The sequence below is a fragment of the Pseudomonas sp. GZJR-8 genome (genome assembly GCF_002916705.1).
In the GTDB taxonomy this organism is placed as follows: domain Bacteria; phylum Pseudomonadota; class Gammaproteobacteria; order Pseudomonadales; family Pseudomonadaceae; genus Aquipseudomonas; species Aquipseudomonas synxantha_A.
The window spans coordinates 227064-244417 of record NZ_JXSI01000004.1 but is presented as its reverse complement, the minus strand read 5'-3'; the positions used below and the strand labels follow the sequence as shown (position 1 = coordinate 244417).

General features: G+C 59.7%; 13 protein-coding genes. 9 read left to right on the top strand and 4 right to left on the bottom strand.

The features are described from left to right. Positions 1-15 precede the first annotated feature (15 nt). The 9 genes from TK42_RS10170 (at position 16) to TK42_RS10130 (ending at position 14014) form a co-directional block, all read left to right on the top strand. Positions 16-504, top strand: a complete 489-nt coding sequence (locus TK42_RS10170; protein ID WP_005792512.1) for a type VI secretion system tube protein Hcp — start codon at positions 16-18, stop codon at positions 502-504. Between the two features lie 78 nt (positions 505-582). Further along, positions 583-1098, top strand: coding sequence for a type VI secretion system baseplate subunit TssE (gene tssE / locus TK42_RS10165; RefSeq protein ID WP_005792513.1), 516 nt, complete (start codon positions 583-585; stop codon positions 1096-1098). Then, the gene (gene tssF / locus TK42_RS10160; RefSeq protein WP_032878692.1) at positions 1095-2954 is read left to right on the top strand and encodes a type VI secretion system baseplate subunit TssF; all 1860 of its coding nucleotides are present in this window, start codon (positions 1095-1097) and stop codon (positions 2952-2954) included. Before tssE ends, tssF begins: the two co-directional genes overlap by 4 nt. Continuing rightward, complete coding sequence (gene tssG, locus TK42_RS10155) at positions 2918-3961, top strand: type VI secretion system baseplate subunit TssG (RefSeq protein WP_078822644.1); 1044 nt, start codon at positions 2918-2920, stop codon at positions 3959-3961. The genes tssF and tssG overlap by 37 nt, the downstream gene beginning before the upstream one ends. Continuing rightward, entirely contained in the window at positions 3954-6617 is a 2664-nt protein-coding gene (gene tssH, locus TK42_RS10150; protein ID WP_103734141.1) for a type VI secretion system ATPase TssH, read from the top strand. Before tssG ends, tssH begins: the two co-directional genes overlap by 8 nt. Positions 6618-6773: 156 nt before the next feature. After that, on the top strand, positions 6774-8720 hold the full coding sequence (locus tag TK42_RS10145; RefSeq protein WP_103734140.1) for a type VI secretion system Vgr family protein: 1947 nt from the start codon (positions 6774-6776) through the stop codon (positions 8718-8720). Positions 8721-8735: 15 nt separating this feature from the next. Beyond that, a complete protein-coding gene (locus TK42_RS10140) occupies positions 8736-9170 on the top strand; it encodes a DcrB-related protein (RefSeq protein ID WP_032878688.1) in 435 nt (144 codons plus the stop codon). A 14-nt stretch (positions 9171-9184) separates the two neighbouring features. Further along, a complete protein-coding gene (locus tag TK42_RS10135) occupies positions 9185-13543 on the top strand; it encodes an RHS repeat-associated core domain-containing protein (RefSeq protein WP_103734139.1) in 4359 nt (1452 codons plus the stop codon). Between the two features lie 24 nt (positions 13544-13567). Further along, positions 13568-14014, top strand: coding sequence for a hypothetical protein (locus tag TK42_RS10130; RefSeq protein ID WP_103734138.1), 447 nt, complete (start codon positions 13568-13570; stop codon positions 14012-14014). An 87-nt stretch (positions 14015-14101) separates the two neighbouring features. Here TK42_RS10130 and TK42_RS27105 read toward each other — a convergent pair whose 3' ends face one another. The 4 genes from TK42_RS27105 to TK42_RS10110 form a co-directional block, all read right to left on the bottom strand. Then, entirely contained in the window at positions 14102-15091 is a 990-nt protein-coding gene (locus TK42_RS27105; protein WP_256584574.1) for a type III secretion effector protein, read from the bottom strand. Positions 15092-15376: 285 nt separating this feature from the next. Beyond that, positions 15377-15652 carry an HU family DNA-binding protein gene (locus TK42_RS10120; RefSeq protein ID WP_003195589.1) on the bottom strand — a complete coding sequence of 92 codons (276 nt, stop codon included), beginning with the start codon at positions 15650-15652 and terminating at the stop codon, positions 15377-15379. Positions 15653-15843: 191 nt separating this feature from the next. Then, entirely contained in the window at positions 15844-16992 is a 1149-nt protein-coding gene (locus TK42_RS10115) for an NAD(P)/FAD-dependent oxidoreductase (protein WP_103734137.1), read from the bottom strand. Positions 16993-17028: 36 nt separating this feature from the next. Beyond that, positions 17029-17196 carry a rubredoxin gene (locus TK42_RS10110; RefSeq protein ID WP_002555879.1) on the bottom strand — a complete coding sequence of 56 codons (168 nt, stop codon included), beginning with the start codon at positions 17194-17196 and terminating at the stop codon, positions 17029-17031. Between the last annotated feature and the right edge of the window lie 158 nt (positions 17197-17354).

Sequence of the window (17354 nt, the reverse complement as noted above, 5' to 3'; positions counted from 1 at the left end):
ACACAGGGAGAAAACATGGCTGTTGATATTTTCATCAAGATCGGCGACATCAAGGGCGAGTCCATGGACAAGGCCCACAAGGACGAAATCGACGTATTGAACTGGAGCTGGGGCATGGCCCAGTCCGGCAACATGCACGTTGGCGGTGGCGGCGGTGCGGGCAAGGTGAATATCCAGGACCTGTCGCTGACCAAGTACGTCGACAAGGCTTCGCCCAACCTGATGATGCACTGCGCCAGCGGCAAGCACATCGACAAGGTCAAGCTGACCGTGCGCAAGGCCGGTGGCGAAAGCCAGGTCGAGTACATGGTGATCAACCTGGAAGAAGTGCTGGTCACCTCCCTGAGCACCGGCGGCTCGGGCACCGATGATCGCCTGACCGAGAACGTGACCCTGAACTTCGCCCAAGTGATGGTCGACTACCAGCCGCAGAAAGCCGACGGCACCAAAGACGGCGGCGCGATCAAGTTTGGCTGGAACATCCGTTCCAACACCAAGCGCTGATAGCCCCTGTGGCCGTGACCCCGCGCCACGGCCACAGGCATCTTGTCCCTCTCGCAACCCGTCCGTGGAGCTGCTTTGGTGGTAACTGAAATCGCTTCCCGCGACCGTCTGCAACCGTCCCTGCTGGACCGGCTGACCGACGACGACCCGACCAATCCCAAGGAAAGCGCCGACAAACGCGTGCTATCCCTGACCCAATTGAAAGCCTCGGTACTGCGTGACCTGGCGTGGCTGCTCAACACCACGTCGTTACTCGATGCCGATGCGACGCTGCACACCCCGGCCGGTACTTCGGTGGTCAATTACGGCCTGCCGGCACTGGCGGGCAACAGCGTTTCCAGCGTCGACATCAAGGCCCTGGAAGCCCTGATCTACCAGGCCATCGCCACCTTCGAGCCACGCATCCTGCGCCACACCCTGCGGGTCAAAGCCCGTGTCGGCCATGGCGAGATGAACCACAACGCCCTGAGTTTCGAGATCGAAGGTGACCTGTGGGCGCAGCCAGTGCCGTTGCGCCTGCTGCTGCAAACCGACCTGGACCTGGAGTCCGGCCACGTACGCGTGGTCAATGCCGACCAGCGGAGACGCCCATGAATCCGCGCCTGCTGGAGCTGTACAACCAGGAACTGCACCACGTGCGCGAAAGCGCCGCCGAGTTCGCCAAGGAATACCCGAAGATCGCCAGTCGGCTGACCCTGTCCGGTATGGACTGCGCCGACCCCTACGTCGAACGCTTGCTTGAAGGCTTTGCCTACCTCACGGCCCGGGTGCAGCTCAAGCTCGACGCCGAGTACCCGACCTTCACCCACAACCTGCTGGAAATCGCCTACCCGCACTACCTGGCGCCCACCCCGTCGATGACCGTAGTGCAATTGCAGACCGACCCGGATGAAGGCTCCCTGGCCAGCGGTTTCCCCCTGCCCCGCGACACGGTACTGCGCGCCGCCCTGGGCCGCGAAACCCAGACCTGCTGCGAGTACCGCACCGCACATCCGGTGACGCTGTGGCCCTTGCAGGTCAGTCACGCCGAATACTTCGGCAACCCCGCCGCCGTGCTCGGTCGCCTGGCCGCCAGTGAGCCGAAGGCCAAGGCGGGGTTGCGCCTGACCTTGCGCACCGGCGCCGAATTGCCGTTCAGCAGCCTTGAGCTGGATAACCTGCCGCTGTACCTCAGTGGTGCCGACGAGCAGCCATTCCGCCTCTACGAACAACTGCTGGGCAATGCCTGCGCGGTGTTTGCACGCCAACCCGGCGGCGATTGGGTTGAGCGTTTGCCCCAAGACGCGTTGCGCTCCCGTGGGTTTGACGATGCCGACGCGGCGATGCCGGTAGTGGCGCGGGCGTTCCAGGGCTACCGGTTGTTGCAGGAATACTTCGCCCTGCCCCACCGCTTCCTGTTCGTCGAGTTCGCCGAGCTGGGCCGGGCGGTCAAGCGTTGCGACGGCCAGGAGCTGGAACTGATCGTGCTGTTCGACCGCCACGAACCGAGCCTGGAAGGCAGCGTTGGCGCAGCGCAGTTTTTGCCCTTCTGCACCCCCGCGATCAACCTGTTCCCAAAACGTGTAGACCGCATCCACTTGTCTGACCGGGTCAACGAACACCACGTGATCGCCGACCGCACGCGGCCGATGGATTTCGAGATTCACTCGTTGAGCGGCATCACGGGCCACGGCACCGGGCCGGAGCAGCCGTTTTTACCCTTCTATGCAGTGCGTGATCCGTCGCGTTATGGCCGTGACCAGGCTTACTACACGGTGCGCCGCGAGCCACGCGTGCTGTCCAGCGACCAGCGCCGCAACGGTCCGCGCTCCACCTACGTGGGCAGCGAAACCTTCGTCAGCCTGGTGGACAGCCGCCAGGCGCCCTACGGCCATGACTTGCGCCAGTTGGGCGTCACGGCGCTGTGCACCAACCGCGACTTGCCGCTGTTCATGAGCGTGGGCAATGGCAAGACCGATTTCACCCTGGCCGACAGCGCCCCGGTGCTTTCTGTGCGTTGCGTCGCAGGCCCCAGCCGCCCACGCGCCAGCCATGCCCACGATGCCAAGGCCTGGCGCCTGATCAGCCAGCTGTCGCTCAATTACCTGTCTTTGAGCGAACAGGGCCAGGGTGCCGGCGCCCTGCGTGAGTTATTGCGCCTGTACGGCGACAGCAACGACGCCGCCCTGCAATTGCAGATCGAAGGCTTGCGCGAAGTCAGCAGCAAGGCGGTGACCCGGCGCCTGCCGATGCCTGGCCCGATCGTGTTTGGCCGGGGCCTGGAAATCACCCTGCAATTCGATGAGAACGCGTTTCGCGGCACCGGTGTGTTTCTACTCGGTGCGGTGTTGGAGCGCTTCCTGGCACGTTATGTGTCGATCAACAGTTTTACCGAAACGGTGATCCGTACCACCGAACGCGGCGAGATCATGCGATGGAAAGCCAAGCCCGGACGGCGTCCGACCCTGTGAGTACCCTGGATGCGATGCATCAGGAGCCCTGGGAATATGACTTCTTCCAGGCGCTGCGACGTATCGAGTGCGAATCGCCGGACCTGCCGCGCCTGGGCCATTCCCTGCGCCTGGCGGATGACCCGTTGCGCCTCGGGCAACAGGCCGATTGCACCTTCGCGCCGGCCACGCTGGCGTCGGTCGACCCCGGCGGCGACGGCAAGCCGGCGCGGCTGGAGCAGTTCTTCTTCGGCCTCGGCGGCCCCAATGGCCCGCTGCCGCTGCATATCACCGAGTACGTGCGCGAGCGTCAGCGCAATAACGCCGACAGCACCAGCAAGCAGTTCCTGGATGTGTTCCACCATCGCTTGCTGACGCTGTTCTACCGAGCCTGGGCCGAGGCACGTCCGACGGTCAGCCACGACCGGCCGGACGATGACTACTGGTCCGCACGCCTCGCCGCCCTGAGTGGGCGGGGTATGCCGAGCCTGCTCAATCAGGGGTTGATTGCCGATACCGCCAAGCTGCACTACAGCGGCCACCTGTCGGCGCAAACCCGCTACCCGGACGGTTTGAAGGCGATCCTCGGCGAGTATTTCGGCCTGCCGGTAGCGATCGAGGAATACGTCGGCCAATGGCTGGAATTGCCCGAGCGCAGCCGCGTCGGTGTGAGCGCCAACCAGTTGGGCGTGGACTTTTGCCTGGGCCGCTTTGTGTGGGACCGCCAGCATAAATTCCGCATTCGCCTGGGCCCACTCAAGCTGGACGACTACATGGGGATGCTGCCTGGTCATCAACCGTTCAACGAACTGGTGGCCTGGGTGGCCGAGTACCTGGGCCATGAACTGGACTGGGACCTGAACCTGGTTTTGCAACAACCCGAAGTTCCGGCACTGCAACTCAACGGCCAGTTCCGCCTGGGTTTCAATACCTGGCTCGGCCAACCTGCGCATGACGCCAACGACCTAATCCTGGCCCGGCATTACGCCGACCACGCCACCACCTCAAGGAATCCAGAGCATGGGTGAAATCAGTCGCGCCGCACTGTTCGGCAAACTCAACAGCGTGGCCTACAAGGCCATCGAAGCCGCCACCGTGTTCTGCAAGTTGCGGGGCAATCCGTATGTGGAGCTGGCCCACTGGTTTCACCAGTTGCTGCAATTGCAGGACTCGGACCTGCACCGCATCATCCGCCAGTTCAACCTGGAACCGGCGCGCCTGGCCCGTGACCTTACCGAGGCCCTGGACCGCCTGCCACGCGGCTCGACCTCCATCACCGACCTGTCCTCCCACGTGGAGGAAGCGGTGGAACGTGGCTGGGTGTACGGCAGCCTGATGTTTGGCGAAAGCCAGGTGCGCACCGGTTACCTGGTGCTGGGCATTCTGAAAACGCCGAGCCTGCGCCACGCGCTGCTGGGCTTGTCCGCCGAATTCGACAAAATCAAGGCCGAAGCCTTGAGCGAGCGCTTTGACGAGTATGTCGGCGACTCGCCGGAAAATGCCTTGAGCGCCAGCGATGGTTTCAATGCTGGAGCAGTGCCGGGTGAAGCCAGCGGTGCGATGGCGCCGAGTGCGATGGGCAAGCAGGAAGCGCTCAAGCGCTTCACCGTTGACCTGACCGAACAGGCCCGCAGCGGCAAGCTCGACCCTATCGTCGGCCGTGACGAAGAGATTCGCCAACTGGTAGACATCCTCATGCGTCGGCGCCAGAACAACCCGATCCTCACCGGTGAGGCCGGGGTGGGCAAGACCGCCGTGGTCGAAGGTTTCGCCCTGCGCATCGTCGCCGGTGATGTGCCGCCCGCCTTGAAAGACGTGGAACTGCGTAGCCTCGACGTGGGCCTGCTGCAAGCCGGCGCCAGCATGAAGGGCGAGTTCGAACAGCGCCTGCGCCAGGTCATTGAAGACGTGCAGGCTTCGCCCAAGCCGATCATCCTGTTTATCGACGAAGCCCATACCCTGGTGGGTGCCGGTGGTGCGGCAGGCACTGGCGACGCGGCCAACCTGCTCAAGCCCGCCCTCGCCCGTGGCACCTTGCGTACCGTGGCCGCCACCACCTGGGCCGAGTACAAGAAGCACATCGAAAAAGACCCGGCGCTGACCCGCCGCTTCCAGGTGGTACAGGTTGCCGAGCCGTCGGAAGACAAGGCGCTGCTGATGATGCGCGGCGTGGCCTCGACCATGGAAAAACACCACCAGGTGCAGATCCTCGATGAAGCCCTGGAAGCCTCGGTGAAGCTGTCGCACCGCTACATCCCGGCGCGCCAGTTGCCGGACAAGTCCGTGAGCCTGCTGGACACCGCCTGCGCCCGTGTCGCCATCAGCCTGCACGCAGTGCCCGCCGAAGTGGACGACAGCCGTCGCCGCATCGAAGCGCTGGAAACCGAACTGCAAATCATCGCCCGCGAACAGGCCATCGGCATTGCCATTGGTACGCGCCAGAGCAACAGCGAAGCCCTGTTGAGCACCGAGCGCGAGCGCCTGGCGACCCTGGAAAACCGTTGGGCCGAAGAGAAAGCCCTGGTGGATGAACTGCTCGCCACCCGTGCCACCTTGCGCGAAAAGGCCGGCGTCGTAGATAGCGGCAGCGATGAACTCCGCACGCAACTGATCGACCTGCAACAGCGCCTCACCGCCCTGCAAGGCGAAACCCCGCTGATCCTGCCGACCGTGGATTACCAGGCCGTGGCCTCGGTGGTCGCCGACTGGACCGGCATCCCGGTGGGCCGCATGGCGCGCAACGAACTGGAGACCGTGCTCAACCTCGACCAGCACCTGAAAAAACGCATCATCGGCCAGGACCACGCCCTGCAGATGATCGCCAAGCGCATCCAGACTTCCCGCGCCGGCCTCGACAACCCGAGCAAGCCGATTGGCGTGTTCATGCTGGCCGGCACCTCGGGTGTGGGCAAGACCGAAACCGCCCTGGCACTGGCCGAAGCCATGTACGGCGGCGAGCAGAACGTCATCACCATCAACATGAGCGAGTTCCAGGAAGCCCACACCGTGTCCACCCTCAAGGGCGCGCCACCGGGCTATATCGGCTACGGCGAAGGCGGCGTGCTGACCGAAGCGGTGCGGCGCAAGCCCTACAGCGTGGTGCTGTTGGACGAGGTGGAAAAAGCTCACCCGGACGTGCATGAGATCTTCTTCCAGGTGTTCGACAAGGGCGTGATGGAAGACGGCGAAGGCCGAGTGATCGACTTCAAGAATACCCTGATCCTGCTGACTACCAACGCCGGTACCGAGCTGATCTCCCACGTCTGCAAGGACCCGGCGAACATTCCCGAGCCGGAAGAAATCGCCAAGGCCCTGCGCCAGCCGTTGCTGGAGATTTTCCCACCGGCGCTGCTGGGGCGTTTGGTGACCATTCCCTACTACCCGCTGAGCGACGAGATGCTCAAGGCGATCACGCGCCTGCAACTGAACCGCATCAAGAAGCGCGTGGAGAACACCCACAAAGTCGCCTTTGACTACGACGATGCGGTGGTCGATTTGATCGTCTCGCGCTGCACTGAAACCGAAAGCGGTGGGCGCATGATCGACACTATCCTCACCAACAGCCTGCTGCCGGACATGAGCCGTGAGTTCCTCACGCGCATGTTGGAAGGCAAGGCGCTGGCGGGGGTGCGGATCAGCAGCCGGGATAATGAATTGCACTACGACTTCAGCGACGCAGATTGACCTGACGGGACACGGTCAAAATGTGGGAGCTGGCTTGCCTGCGATAGCGGTGTATCAGTCAACATCAATGTTGAATGTTCAATTGCTATCGCAGGCAAGCCAGCTCCCACATTGGATTCGGTTTCTTCAGTTATTACGACACTTACGGGTTAACCGATGCTATTCAACCAAGCCTCACGCCTGGCCAAGATCACCAGCCCTCTCGGGCCGGATGTGCTGTTGCTCAACGAAATGGGCGGCGGTGAAGAGTTAGGAAGGCTGTTCAACTATGAGCTGCAACTGACGTCCCTGGACGCCAACATCGACCTCAACCAGTTGCTCGGCAAGCCCATGAGCGTGGGCCTGCAACTGGCGGACGGTGGCGAGCGGCACTTTCACGGCATCGTCGCGCGTTGCAGCCAGAACATCGACCAGGGTCAGTTCGCCAGTTACCAGGTCACCCTGCGCCCATGGATGTGGTTGCTCAGCCGCACCTCCGATTGCCGGATTTTCCAGAACCTGAGCATCCCGCAGATCATCAAGCAGGTGTTCCGCGACCTGGGTTTTTCCGATTTCGAAGACGCCCTGAGCCGACCGTATCGCGAGTGGGAATACTGCGTGCAGTACCGCGAGACCAGCTTCGATTTCGTCAGCCGCCTGATGGAACAAGAAGGCATCTACTACTTCTTTCGCCATGAACAGGATCGCCACGTGCTGGTGCTGGCCGACGCCTATGGCGCCCACACCACGGTGCCGGGCTACGGGTCGATCCCCTACTACCCCAAGGACGAGCAGCAACGCGAACGCGACCATATGCACAACTGGCACTTGGCGCAGGAGGTGCAGCCGGGTTCGCTGGAGCTCAACGACTACGACTTCCAACGCCCCAGCGCGAGCATCGACGTGCGCTCGGCCATGCCGCGCCCACACACCGGCGGCGACTATCCGCTGTACGACTACCCCGGCACCTACGTGCAAAGCTCCGACGGCGAACACTACGCACGTACCCGCATCGAAGCCCTGCAAACCCTGCACGAGCAGATCGAGTTCGCCGGCAATGCGCGTGGCCTGGGGTCGGGCCACCTGTTCAGCCTCACCGGCTTCAGTCGTCAGGATCAGAACCGCGAATACCTGATCGTCGGCTGTCGCTACTACATCGTCCAGGAAAGCCTGGAGAGCGGCGGCGGCTCCGGTTCGGCGCAATTCGAAAGCAGCCTGACCTGCATCGACGCCCAACAGAGTTTCCGCCCACTGGCCAACACCCATCGCCCTATCGTCAAAGGCCCGCAGACTGCATTGGTGGTGGGCCCCAAAGGCGAGGAAATCTGGACCGACCAGTACGGCCGCGTGAAGGTGCATTTCTACTGGGACCGCCACGACCAATCCAACGAGAACAGCTCGTGCTGGATCCGTGTGTCGCAATCCTGGGCCGGCAAGAACTGGGGCTCGATGCAGATTCCACGAATCGGCCAGGAAGTGATCGTCAGCTTCCTTGAAGGCGATCCGGACCGCCCGATCATCACCGGGCGGGTGTACAACGCCGAGCAGACTGTGCCTTACGACCTACCGGAAAACGCCACCCAGAGCGGCATGAAAAGCCGCTCCAGCAAAGGCGGCACGCCGGCCAACTTCAATGAAATCCGCATGGAGGACAAGAAGGGTCTGGAGCAGTTGTATATCCATGCCGAGCGCAATCAGGACATCGTGGTGGAGGTGGATGAAAGCCACTCGGTGGGGCATGACCGCAACAAGAGTATTGGCCATAACGAGACGGTGACCATCGGCAGCAATCGTCTGCGGGTTGTGCGCAACAACGACACGGTGATCGTGGGTGGCGCCAAGTCCGACAGCGCCGCCACGCACTACACCATCGAGGCCGGCGAGAGTATTCGCCTGGTGTGCGGCGACAGTGTGATCGAGCTCAAGGCAGGCGGGGATATCAACCTGACCTGCGGCTCGTTCAACCTGTTTTCCACCGGCAGCAGCAAGATCCAGACAAAGGGCAAACTGGACATCAACCTGGGCAGTGACAAGGGCACATCGCCCGGCGCCCAGGGCGTGCAAGACACGATCAAGTCCGCCGTCGAATCAAAATTCCCCGGCAAGCCCGGCGCTGGTCAATAACGAGACTTCTTCACCATGAATTACCTGATCAACGAAGCCCAATTCACCCTGCCCGATGCCGAGGTACAGGACACCTCGATCAATATCCTCAAGTTCGCCAAGCTGGGCACCACCCTAGTGGTGAGCCGCAGCCCGTTGGCGGACGGCGAGAGCCTGCAAAGCAATTTCGAAGGCCAGCTGAAAAAACTCGAGCAGCAGGTCAAGGATCTGCGCTATTCCCCTGCACAAGCGGTCAAGGTCGGTCCGACGCAGGACATCGACGCCTTTGAAGTACAGAACCGTTTCAACAAAGGCAGCGACAACATTTACCAATATCAGCTGGCAATGCAGATACCCGGCACCCGCCAACTGATTGCACTGAGCTACGTCAAGACCCAGCCCCTGGGCCCTGCCGAGGCGGCTCATTGGGCAACGCTGAAAAACACGCTCAATTTTACTGCTACGCCCTGAGTCGAGCCTGAGCGATGAGTGACGATCTTTGGGCTGCCCGCGAAGGCGACGCACTGCTGCACACCTCGGTGATGGCCGATATTCTCGGCGGTGTGCTGGAAGTGGCCGCCTATGCGGCGATCACTACTGTGGGCTGCCTGGCCGTTGCCGGAGCGGTGTTCCTCGCGACCGGTGCAACCATTGCCACAGGCGGTGTTGCATTGGTTTTGGTGGTGGGCGCGGTCGTCGGCATCACCGCTGGGCTCACTGGCGCCGACTTGAAGATATCCAGTTGGTGCGAGTCCGCCGCCAACTGGGTGTTCCCGCCGGTGATCGATGCGTTCATCACCAGCGGCTCGCACAACGTGTTCATCAATGGCAAAAAGGCTGCCCGCGCCGCCGGCAAGATGACGGCTGTGCCCGTCGCGCCCAGCGAGCCGCCAGCGCCAAGCTTCCTGGATATGGCCGGAGAGTTTTTCTCGCAGATGTGGCGCCCGACTGTCGCCTCGCCTGCGCCCGGCACAGAGCCTTGCCCGCTGGACACCGTGGCGTGCAACAAGCACCCGCCCATGCCCCTGCAGTTCATTGCCGAGGGTTCCAGTTCGGTATTCATCAATGGTCAGCCGGCGGCACGCAGCGGGGATCGCAGTACCTGTGACGCCAAGATTGGAACGGCTGAGGGTCTGATTTCGCCGGATGTGCGCATTGGTGGCGAGACCATTGTGGTGCAGGAGATTCGTAGCGGGAAAACGCCGGGGGTGGGGCTGGCGATTGCCGTGGTGATGGCGTTGCGGGGCAATGTGAAGTGTTTCTGGACCAAACTGCCGTGCATGATCGGAAGTGCGCTGGTGGGCGGCGCGATTTCTTATGGAACCGCCAAGGTCACCTCTGCGCTCAAGGGCGCCATGAATGGCTCGCCCAATCCGGTGCACAGCGCGACGGGGGCCAAGGTCTTGGGCGAAGAGGAGGAGTTGGACTTTGTTCTGCCCGGCCTGCTCCCTATCGATTGGCAACGTTTCTACAACAGTCTCGATACACGTCGCAACGGCCTCTTCGGCGCAGGCTGGAGCGTCGACTATGAGGTGTCGGTCGAAATAGATGCCGACGAAAACCTGTTCTATATCGATGAGCAGGGGCGACGCCTGGAGATCGGTTACATCCCGTTGTCCGGTGGAGCGTTCGACCCGGGCGAAGGCCTTGCGGTGAGACGCAGCGGTGAAGGCGCGGTATTGATCGAGAGCATCGACGGCCTGTATCGGCTGTTCGAGCCCGACCCGCTGAACAGTTCGCGGATGCGCTTGCACTTGTTGGGTGATCGCAATGAAGGTCGGATCTTCCTTGATTACGATGCCCAAGGACGGCTGTGCCGCCTACGCGACACGCATGACTTGATGCACATCGACCTGAGCTACACCGCAGAGCATCCTGGGCGTGTGAGCCATATCGAACGCCGTTACCTGCGCCAGGATCATTTCGATGGGCGCAGCGACGTGCTCGTCAGTTATCGCTATGACAGCAACGGCGATCTTGCCGAAGTAGTGGATGCACAAGGCACGACCCTACGACGCTTTGCCTACGACAGCGGCAGACGCATGATCGAGCACCAATTGGCGAGTGGTCTGCGTTGCTTCTACCAATGGGCTCAAGTACCTGGACCAGACGGCCAGGAATGGCGCGTCAGTCGGCACTGGACAGATGCGGGCGATGAATACACCTTCGACTACGACTTGGATGCGGGCATTACACGCGTAACCGATGGGTTGATGCGCGTCAGCACTCGGCATTGGAACCCGCAATATCAGATCACCCGATACGTTGATAACGCGGGCAGTATCTGGGAATTCGAATGGAACGAAGATCGCCAGTTTGCAGGCGCGATTGACCCAAAGAACGGCAGATGGCGCTTCTGTTACGACGACTCCGGCAACCTGAGTACAGTGACCGATCCGCTGGGCAGGACCCGTGGCACACAATGGCTTGCGCATTGGGCATTGCCTCAGATTGAAACCGACCCTGCGGGCAATAGTTGGCATTACCGCTACGACCAACGTGGTAACTGCATTGAGGAAGTCGATCCACTGGGCAACCGCACGCGCTATGTCTATGACGGTTTCGGCCAGCCGGTGCGCATCATCGATGCGACGGAAAAATCCAGAACATTGCATTGGAACGAGTGGAGCCAACTGGTCGAAGAAGTCGATTGTTCCGGTTATCCGACGCGTTATCAATATGACGCGTTTGGCAATCTGGTGGTGCAGACCAATGCCGAAGGTGAATCGGTGCGTTACCGATACGGCCCTCAGGCGCTGCTTCTGGAATGTCAGCTTCCGGACGGCCGCGTCGAACAATTCCAACGCAGCGCAAGTGGTTATCTGACTGCCCACGTAGACCCTGCCGGCAGCACCACACGCTATGCCTATGACATTCGCGGTCTGGTCAAACAGCGCTGGGACGCGCATAACCGTTCGGTCATGTTCGATCATGATGCCTACGGACGTCTGAGCAAGCTGACCAACGAGAACGGTGAGAGTTATCGCTTTGAGTGGGACGCAGCCGACCGCATGGTGCAGCAGCAGGACCTGGATAAAAGCCGGCGCTGCTACACCTATGATCCGCTGGATGATGTCGTCGCCGTTGACTACCTGCCGGGAACGGAAGGTGAGCCGGTAGCGCCGCTGTCACATCAGTTTCAGCGAGATCCCGTGGGACGCCTGGTCAGCAAAATAACTGCGGACGGTACCACCAGCTACGCGCACGACCTCAACGACCAACTGGTCGGTGTTACTTTCACGGCGCCTGATGGTAGTGAGCAATTACTTGGCTTCAGCTATGACGCCATGGGGCAGCTCCTTGAGGAGAAAAGCTCGGCAGGGTCTGTGCAGCATCGTTACGACGAACTGGGAAATCTGATTCAAACCGGCTTGCCTGATGGTCGATGGCTGAACCGCCTGTATTACGGCAGTGGCCACCTGCATCAGTTGAATCTCGATGGAAAGGTTATCAGCGACTTCGAGCGTGATCGCTTGCATCGCGAAGTGCAGCGTACTCAGGGTCAACTCAAGACAAGCACTGCGTACGACCGTAGCGGAAGGGTTCGGTCCCGACAGCGTCGCAGCATCGACCAACCATGGCAGCTGCCACCACTGGTAGAGACCGACTATAGCTACGATCCCAGCGACAACGTGATTGGACGTCATCGTGTTGATCGCGTGCACGATCATCAAGAGCATCTGGGTTACGACAGTACCGAACGGATTCTTGTCAGCCACCAGGCAGGACGGAGCGAAACCTGCGCCTATGATGCCGCAGCCAACCTGCTCGATAGTTCACATCAAGGTGGCTTGGTAAAACATAACCGGCTGCTGACCTATCAAGATAAGCGTTACCGGTACGACACCTTGGGTCGCATGGTCGAAAAGCGCAGTGCCTCTCGCGGTTTACAGCGCTTTGTCTACGATGCGGAAAGTCGTCTGATTGAAGTACGAAATGATAGCGGCAACAGGATAAGGATGACCTATGACCCCCTGGGGCGTCGCATTGAAAAAGCCGAGTATGGCAGCGATGGCTATCAGTTGGGGATGACGCGCTTCCTCTGGGACGAGCTGCGTCTCTTGCAGGAATCCAGGCATACTCAGTCCAGCCTTTATATCTATGAAGATGAAGGCTACAAGCCCGTAGCCCGGGTCGACGGCACGGGGCCTGTGCAAAAAATCCGTCACTACCATAACGACCTCAATAGCCAGCCGGAGCAGCTAACCGAAGAAGACGGCGAAGTCATCTGGCGGACCAGTTATCGAATGTGGGGCGGTACGGTGGAGGAAGTGCGCGAGCCTACCTACATCGAAGAGCAGAACTTACGGTTTCAGGGGCAATATCTAGATCGAGAAACGGGACTGCATTTTAATACATTCCGGTTTTACGACCCGGATATCGGGCGGTTTACCACACCGGATCCTCTTGGGTTGGCGGGAGGGATCAATCTCTATCAATATGGGCCGAATCCGATCGCCTGGATCGACCCGTGGGGCTGGAAATGTTGGAGCACAGCAAGGAAAGGTGTTTGGAAAGCCGCGGGTGCCAATGCCCGGCCAGGCCAGTACTCAACTAGAAACCTGGCTCGAATGGCCCTAGGCAAGGCACCGCAGATGAGAATAGAGGTTCGTTATCGTAATACTCTGAGAAGCCGACTAAAGGGACGTGTTGGCACGACCAAGGAAATCACGGTGTCGATGGAGCTGAATCATCAATACATTCCACAACGCGCCGGATCAAAAGTGGCTCATGAAGATTGGAACTTGACCAAGGCGACGCCTTGGGGGCATGAGTCAATGGACAAGTATCGCCATACCGGCTGGGATTTGGTGAGAATTGTAAAAACCACAGGGCAATTTTAGAGAACCCTTTCAGGAGCAGCAGATATGAGTGAGTTGACTGATTTTCACGTTTTCTGGGGCACGGCAATGACTGTCGCGGAAAAAAAATCTGCCTCGATGGAAGATGAAAGCGCGGAGGATTTTGCTCGCAAGCTTTACGAGGAATATGTAGCGCAAGGCGCACCAAAAAATAAAAAAAAATGGCTAACGGAGCGACTCGATAACGAATACCTTTGCATGAAGGATAAACCCGTATGGGTAGGCGAACCTGCCTGGCTATATCATCAGGGTCTCCCTATGGTCTTTTTGCATCAATTCCTGGTACCCCCTACAGCGCAGCACATCAAAGAAAGGATATCGCTAGGTGAAACTGTTTATGTATTTGGTGCAAAACACCTTGTTAAAAGGCCATCAGGGGATATATGGACCGATATCTATCGGATGGCTGTGCAAACTTACGAGGGGGAAACAACGTGGGAAATCCTCAAGTAACCTCAAGGTTTTATTCCACATAAAAAATCTAAAAAGAGGACGGGACGGATTTATTCAGCTAAATCCGCCCTCATTGCATTTACAAATCTAGTCAGCGTCAGCTTCGTTCTGCTTAAGTGTGACCAATGTTTTAATCATCTTATTCATAAACGCGTAGCGCTTTTCAACATTTTCCATACGCGCCTTGTCAGTCGGCGCCTCCGATGACTCAGACGCCTCATACGGGGTATAGATAAGCCCGTAACGCTTAGCGATGTCGGGCATTTGGCTTTCTATCGCGTCCATCCGCTTCTCAAGGTTGGTCAAACGCCCCTGTGTATCCGTTGGCGCGTCGGGGCTAGCTACCACAGCCTTCGCGTCTGGGCCTTCGTTGATTAAAATGATGCTGTTGGTCAGAGACTCAGTGTTTATTTCTGCGCCTGTAAGACGCGCCTGCATTTTTTGCTCCTCCGTCGCGGCAGGGTCTACGGTACCCGTCGTGCCGTCTGGTTTCTTTACTTCTGCTCCAGGCATCTTTGCCTGTGCTGCAACCCTTTCTTCTAGGCCTTTGGAAACGAAATGCTGCCCCACGGTAAAACCGCTATTGACCAAATTACTGGTCCCTGACGTTAGAAGCGCATTACGTATAGTAATCGCGACTGACGGCGAAACCGGTGGGAAAGCGTTGTTCTGTTGCAAGCCGGCAATGTCATTTCCAGTGTTACGTGCCGCCCCGGGACCGTTCGATCCTCCCGCTGGCTTTTTAATAGGCGTATTGCCAGACTTGCCAGGCTTGCCAGGCTTGCCAGGTGGACGCCTGGAAGGGTTGCGAGACTTGGGAGGCTTGCCCTTGTGATTGACGCTGGCCCTTGGCGCGCCGAATCTTTCTGCAGTCCTTTTGCTTCGACTAACGAGTTCCTCAGGGGTCGCTTGAGGGTATTGAGCGCTCCCTTTGTTCTGACTGTAATCCGGTTTATCGTTTGAACTATTTGCCTCGGCCCCCGTACTACCCGACGTCGACGGCGATTTGATCTCCGTCTTTTTTTGCTGGGTTAATGGCGTGAGCAATGGAACACGGGACTGATCGAATATTTTCATATATACACCTCTAAAAATTAGTTTAGAGCGCGCTCCCTGCTGTCTCATGCCATATGTGTCAATCTGTACCGATGTAGTTCCATATCAACTATATAATTCGATTATTACTCAATAAAAACTCGCTACAACTCAGCTTCCACTTCAACCATTAATAATTCTGCAAGAGACAACTACTTATATTCCCCACTACCCTTTTTTCACCCCCAACAAAAATGGGCACCCGACCCAGTCGGCGTGCCCATTTTCTTTACCGCCCCGCCTCCCTTCGAGACGGTACCGCTTAACTTACGGGTTGACGCTATCTTTGAGCGACTTGCCCGGTTTGAACGCGACGGTGTTGCTTGCCTTGATCTTCACAGGCTCACCGGTTTGCGGGTTTTTGCCGGTGCGGGCGCCGCGGTGGCGTTGCAGGAAGGTGCCGAAACCCACCAGGGTGACGCTGTCCTTGCGGTGCAGGGCGCCGGTGATTTCTTCGAGTACGGCGTTAAGGACGCGGTTGGCCTGCTCTTTGGTGAGGTCTGCTTTTTCAGCGATGGCGGCTGCGAGATCTGGTTTACGCATAAATGAAGCCTCTTTGACGGTTTTTTGTTGTTATGTCCGTGCTGCTCTCTGGTGGAGCAGCGCCCAAGGCGCCGCAGGCTCTACTCTGCGGCAGACGGGAGTGAGGATGGCACGCCCTCGCACGCTCCGCCAGTCTCCCGGCGACCTTTCTACAGGCGAAACGGTGCTGATTCCGACAGAACGGCTGGCATTTACGCCAGCAATGGCGGAAGTTCTTTGTTCAGGGCCAGTTTTTCCATGACGGCGCTGCCGGTCAGCGCGTATCCCAGCAGGCGGCCGCTGGCGTCGCGACACAGGGCCTTGATGTCGGCGCCCTGCCCTTCGACGCTCCACACACCTTCGGTGCCCCGTGGCGCAGGTGACACCACCAGCGGGCAGACCGGGGTTTTCACGGTGACCGGCATAGGCCCATAGCTCACCGCCGTGGCGTTGCCGGCCAAGGTTTGCGCCAGGGCACGGGCGCAGCTCATCAGTGGCATCACGTACAGCAGGTTCAAGCCGTCGACCTCGGCGCAGTCGCCCAGGGCGTAGATGTTGGCGTGGGACGTCTTGAGGTGACGGTCCACCATGATCCCGCGATTGATTTGCAGGCCGGCGGCGGCGGCCAGGTCTACACGAGGACGCAGGCCGATGGCGGACACCACCAGGTCACAGTGGATCACATCACCGTCCGACAGGTGCGCCTCAAGGCCATCAGCCGTGCGTTGCAGGCGATTGAGCACCGGGCCCAGGTGGAAACGCGCGCCGATGCCTTCCAGCCCGGCTTGCACCGCTGCGGCAGCCGCCGGGTGCAGCAGGGTCGGCATGACCTGCTCACAGGGTGCGACCAGGTCGATTTCATAGCCGCCGAGGATCAGGTCGTTGGCAAATTCGCAGCCGATCAGGCCAGCGCCAAGCAACAACACGCGACGTTTGCCGGCAGCCGCGGCGCGAAAGCGCGCGTAGTCTTCCAGGTCGTTGATCGGAAAAATCAGTTCAGCACCATCGCCTTCAACCGGTACGCGCACGGTTTCTGCGCCCCAGGCCAGGACCAGGTCGCGGTAGGCCACCGCTTCCTCGCCGATCCACAGGCGCTTGTGGCCTGCGTCGATGCCGCTGACACGTGTATGGGTGCGCACTTCGGCCTTGAGCTGCTCGGCCATGGCGCCGGGTTCGGCCATGCTCAGGCCATCGGCTTCCTTGTTCTTGCCAAAGCCGGTGGAGAGCATGGGCTTGGAGTAGGAGCGCCCGTCATCCGCGGTGATCAGCAGCAATGGGGTCTCGCTGTCGAGCTTGCGAAACTCCCGGGCTACGTTGTAACCGGCCAACCCTGTGCCGATGATCACGACGGGTGCGTTCATTCCTTTCTCCTTGTAGTACGTGTCTTAAACTAAGAATTAGCCGATTTCGATCATTTCGAAATCCATTTTGCCCACGCCGCAGTCCGGGCACAGCCAGTCTTCCGGGACGTCTTGCCACAGCGTGCCCGGAGCAATTCCGTCATCCGGCCAGCCGTCCGCTTCGTTGTAGATCAAGCCACAGACGATACATTGCCACTTCTTCATTACGTGCTTCCTCAAGTCCAGGCATTTTGGCCGGCGGTCGATGGATCCAGCGTTGCCGCACGGCTCAGGGCGTTTTGTACTGATCGAGGCCGGCAGATGCAAGCACGATCGACGCAAACGGCCGGTTTGGCGCGGCAAAAGTTCAGGGTGCCATGGTA

Bases quoted from the DNA above. Each gene is read 5' to 3' on its own strand.
- TK42_RS10130 (WP_103734138.1), top strand. From the start codon at position 13,568: ATGAGTGAGTTGACTGATTTTCACGTTTTCTGGGGCACGGCAATGACT.
- TK42_RS10135 (WP_103734139.1), top strand. From the start codon at position 9,185: ATGAGTGACGATCTTTGGGCTGCCCGCGAAGGCGACGCACTGCTGCAC.
- TK42_RS10115 (WP_103734137.1), bottom strand. From the start codon at position 16,992: ATGAACGCACCCGTCGTGATCATCGGCACAGGGTTGGCCGGTTACAAC.
- TK42_RS27105 (WP_256584574.1), bottom strand. From the start codon at position 15,091: ATGAAAATATTCGATCAGTCCCGTGTTCCATTGCTCACGCCATTAACC.
- TK42_RS10110 (WP_002555879.1), bottom strand. From the start codon at position 17,196: ATGAAGAAGTGGCAATGTATCGTCTGTGGCTTGATCTACAACGAAGCG.
- tssF (WP_032878692.1), top strand. From the start codon at position 1,095: ATGAATCCGCGCCTGCTGGAGCTGTACAACCAGGAACTGCACCACGTG.
- tssG (WP_078822644.1), top strand. From the start codon at position 2,918: ATGGAAAGCCAAGCCCGGACGGCGTCCGACCCTGTGAGTACCCTGGAT.
- TK42_RS10170 (WP_005792512.1), top strand. From the start codon at position 16: ATGGCTGTTGATATTTTCATCAAGATCGGCGACATCAAGGGCGAGTCC.
- tssH (WP_103734141.1), top strand. From the start codon at position 3,954: ATGGGTGAAATCAGTCGCGCCGCACTGTTCGGCAAACTCAACAGCGTG.
- TK42_RS10120 (WP_003195589.1), bottom strand. From the start codon at position 15,652: ATGCGTAAACCAGATCTCGCAGCCGCCATCGCTGAAAAAGCAGACCTC.
- TK42_RS10145 (WP_103734140.1), top strand. From the start codon at position 6,774: ATGCTATTCAACCAAGCCTCACGCCTGGCCAAGATCACCAGCCCTCTC.
- TK42_RS10140 (WP_032878688.1), top strand. From the start codon at position 8,736: ATGAATTACCTGATCAACGAAGCCCAATTCACCCTGCCCGATGCCGAG.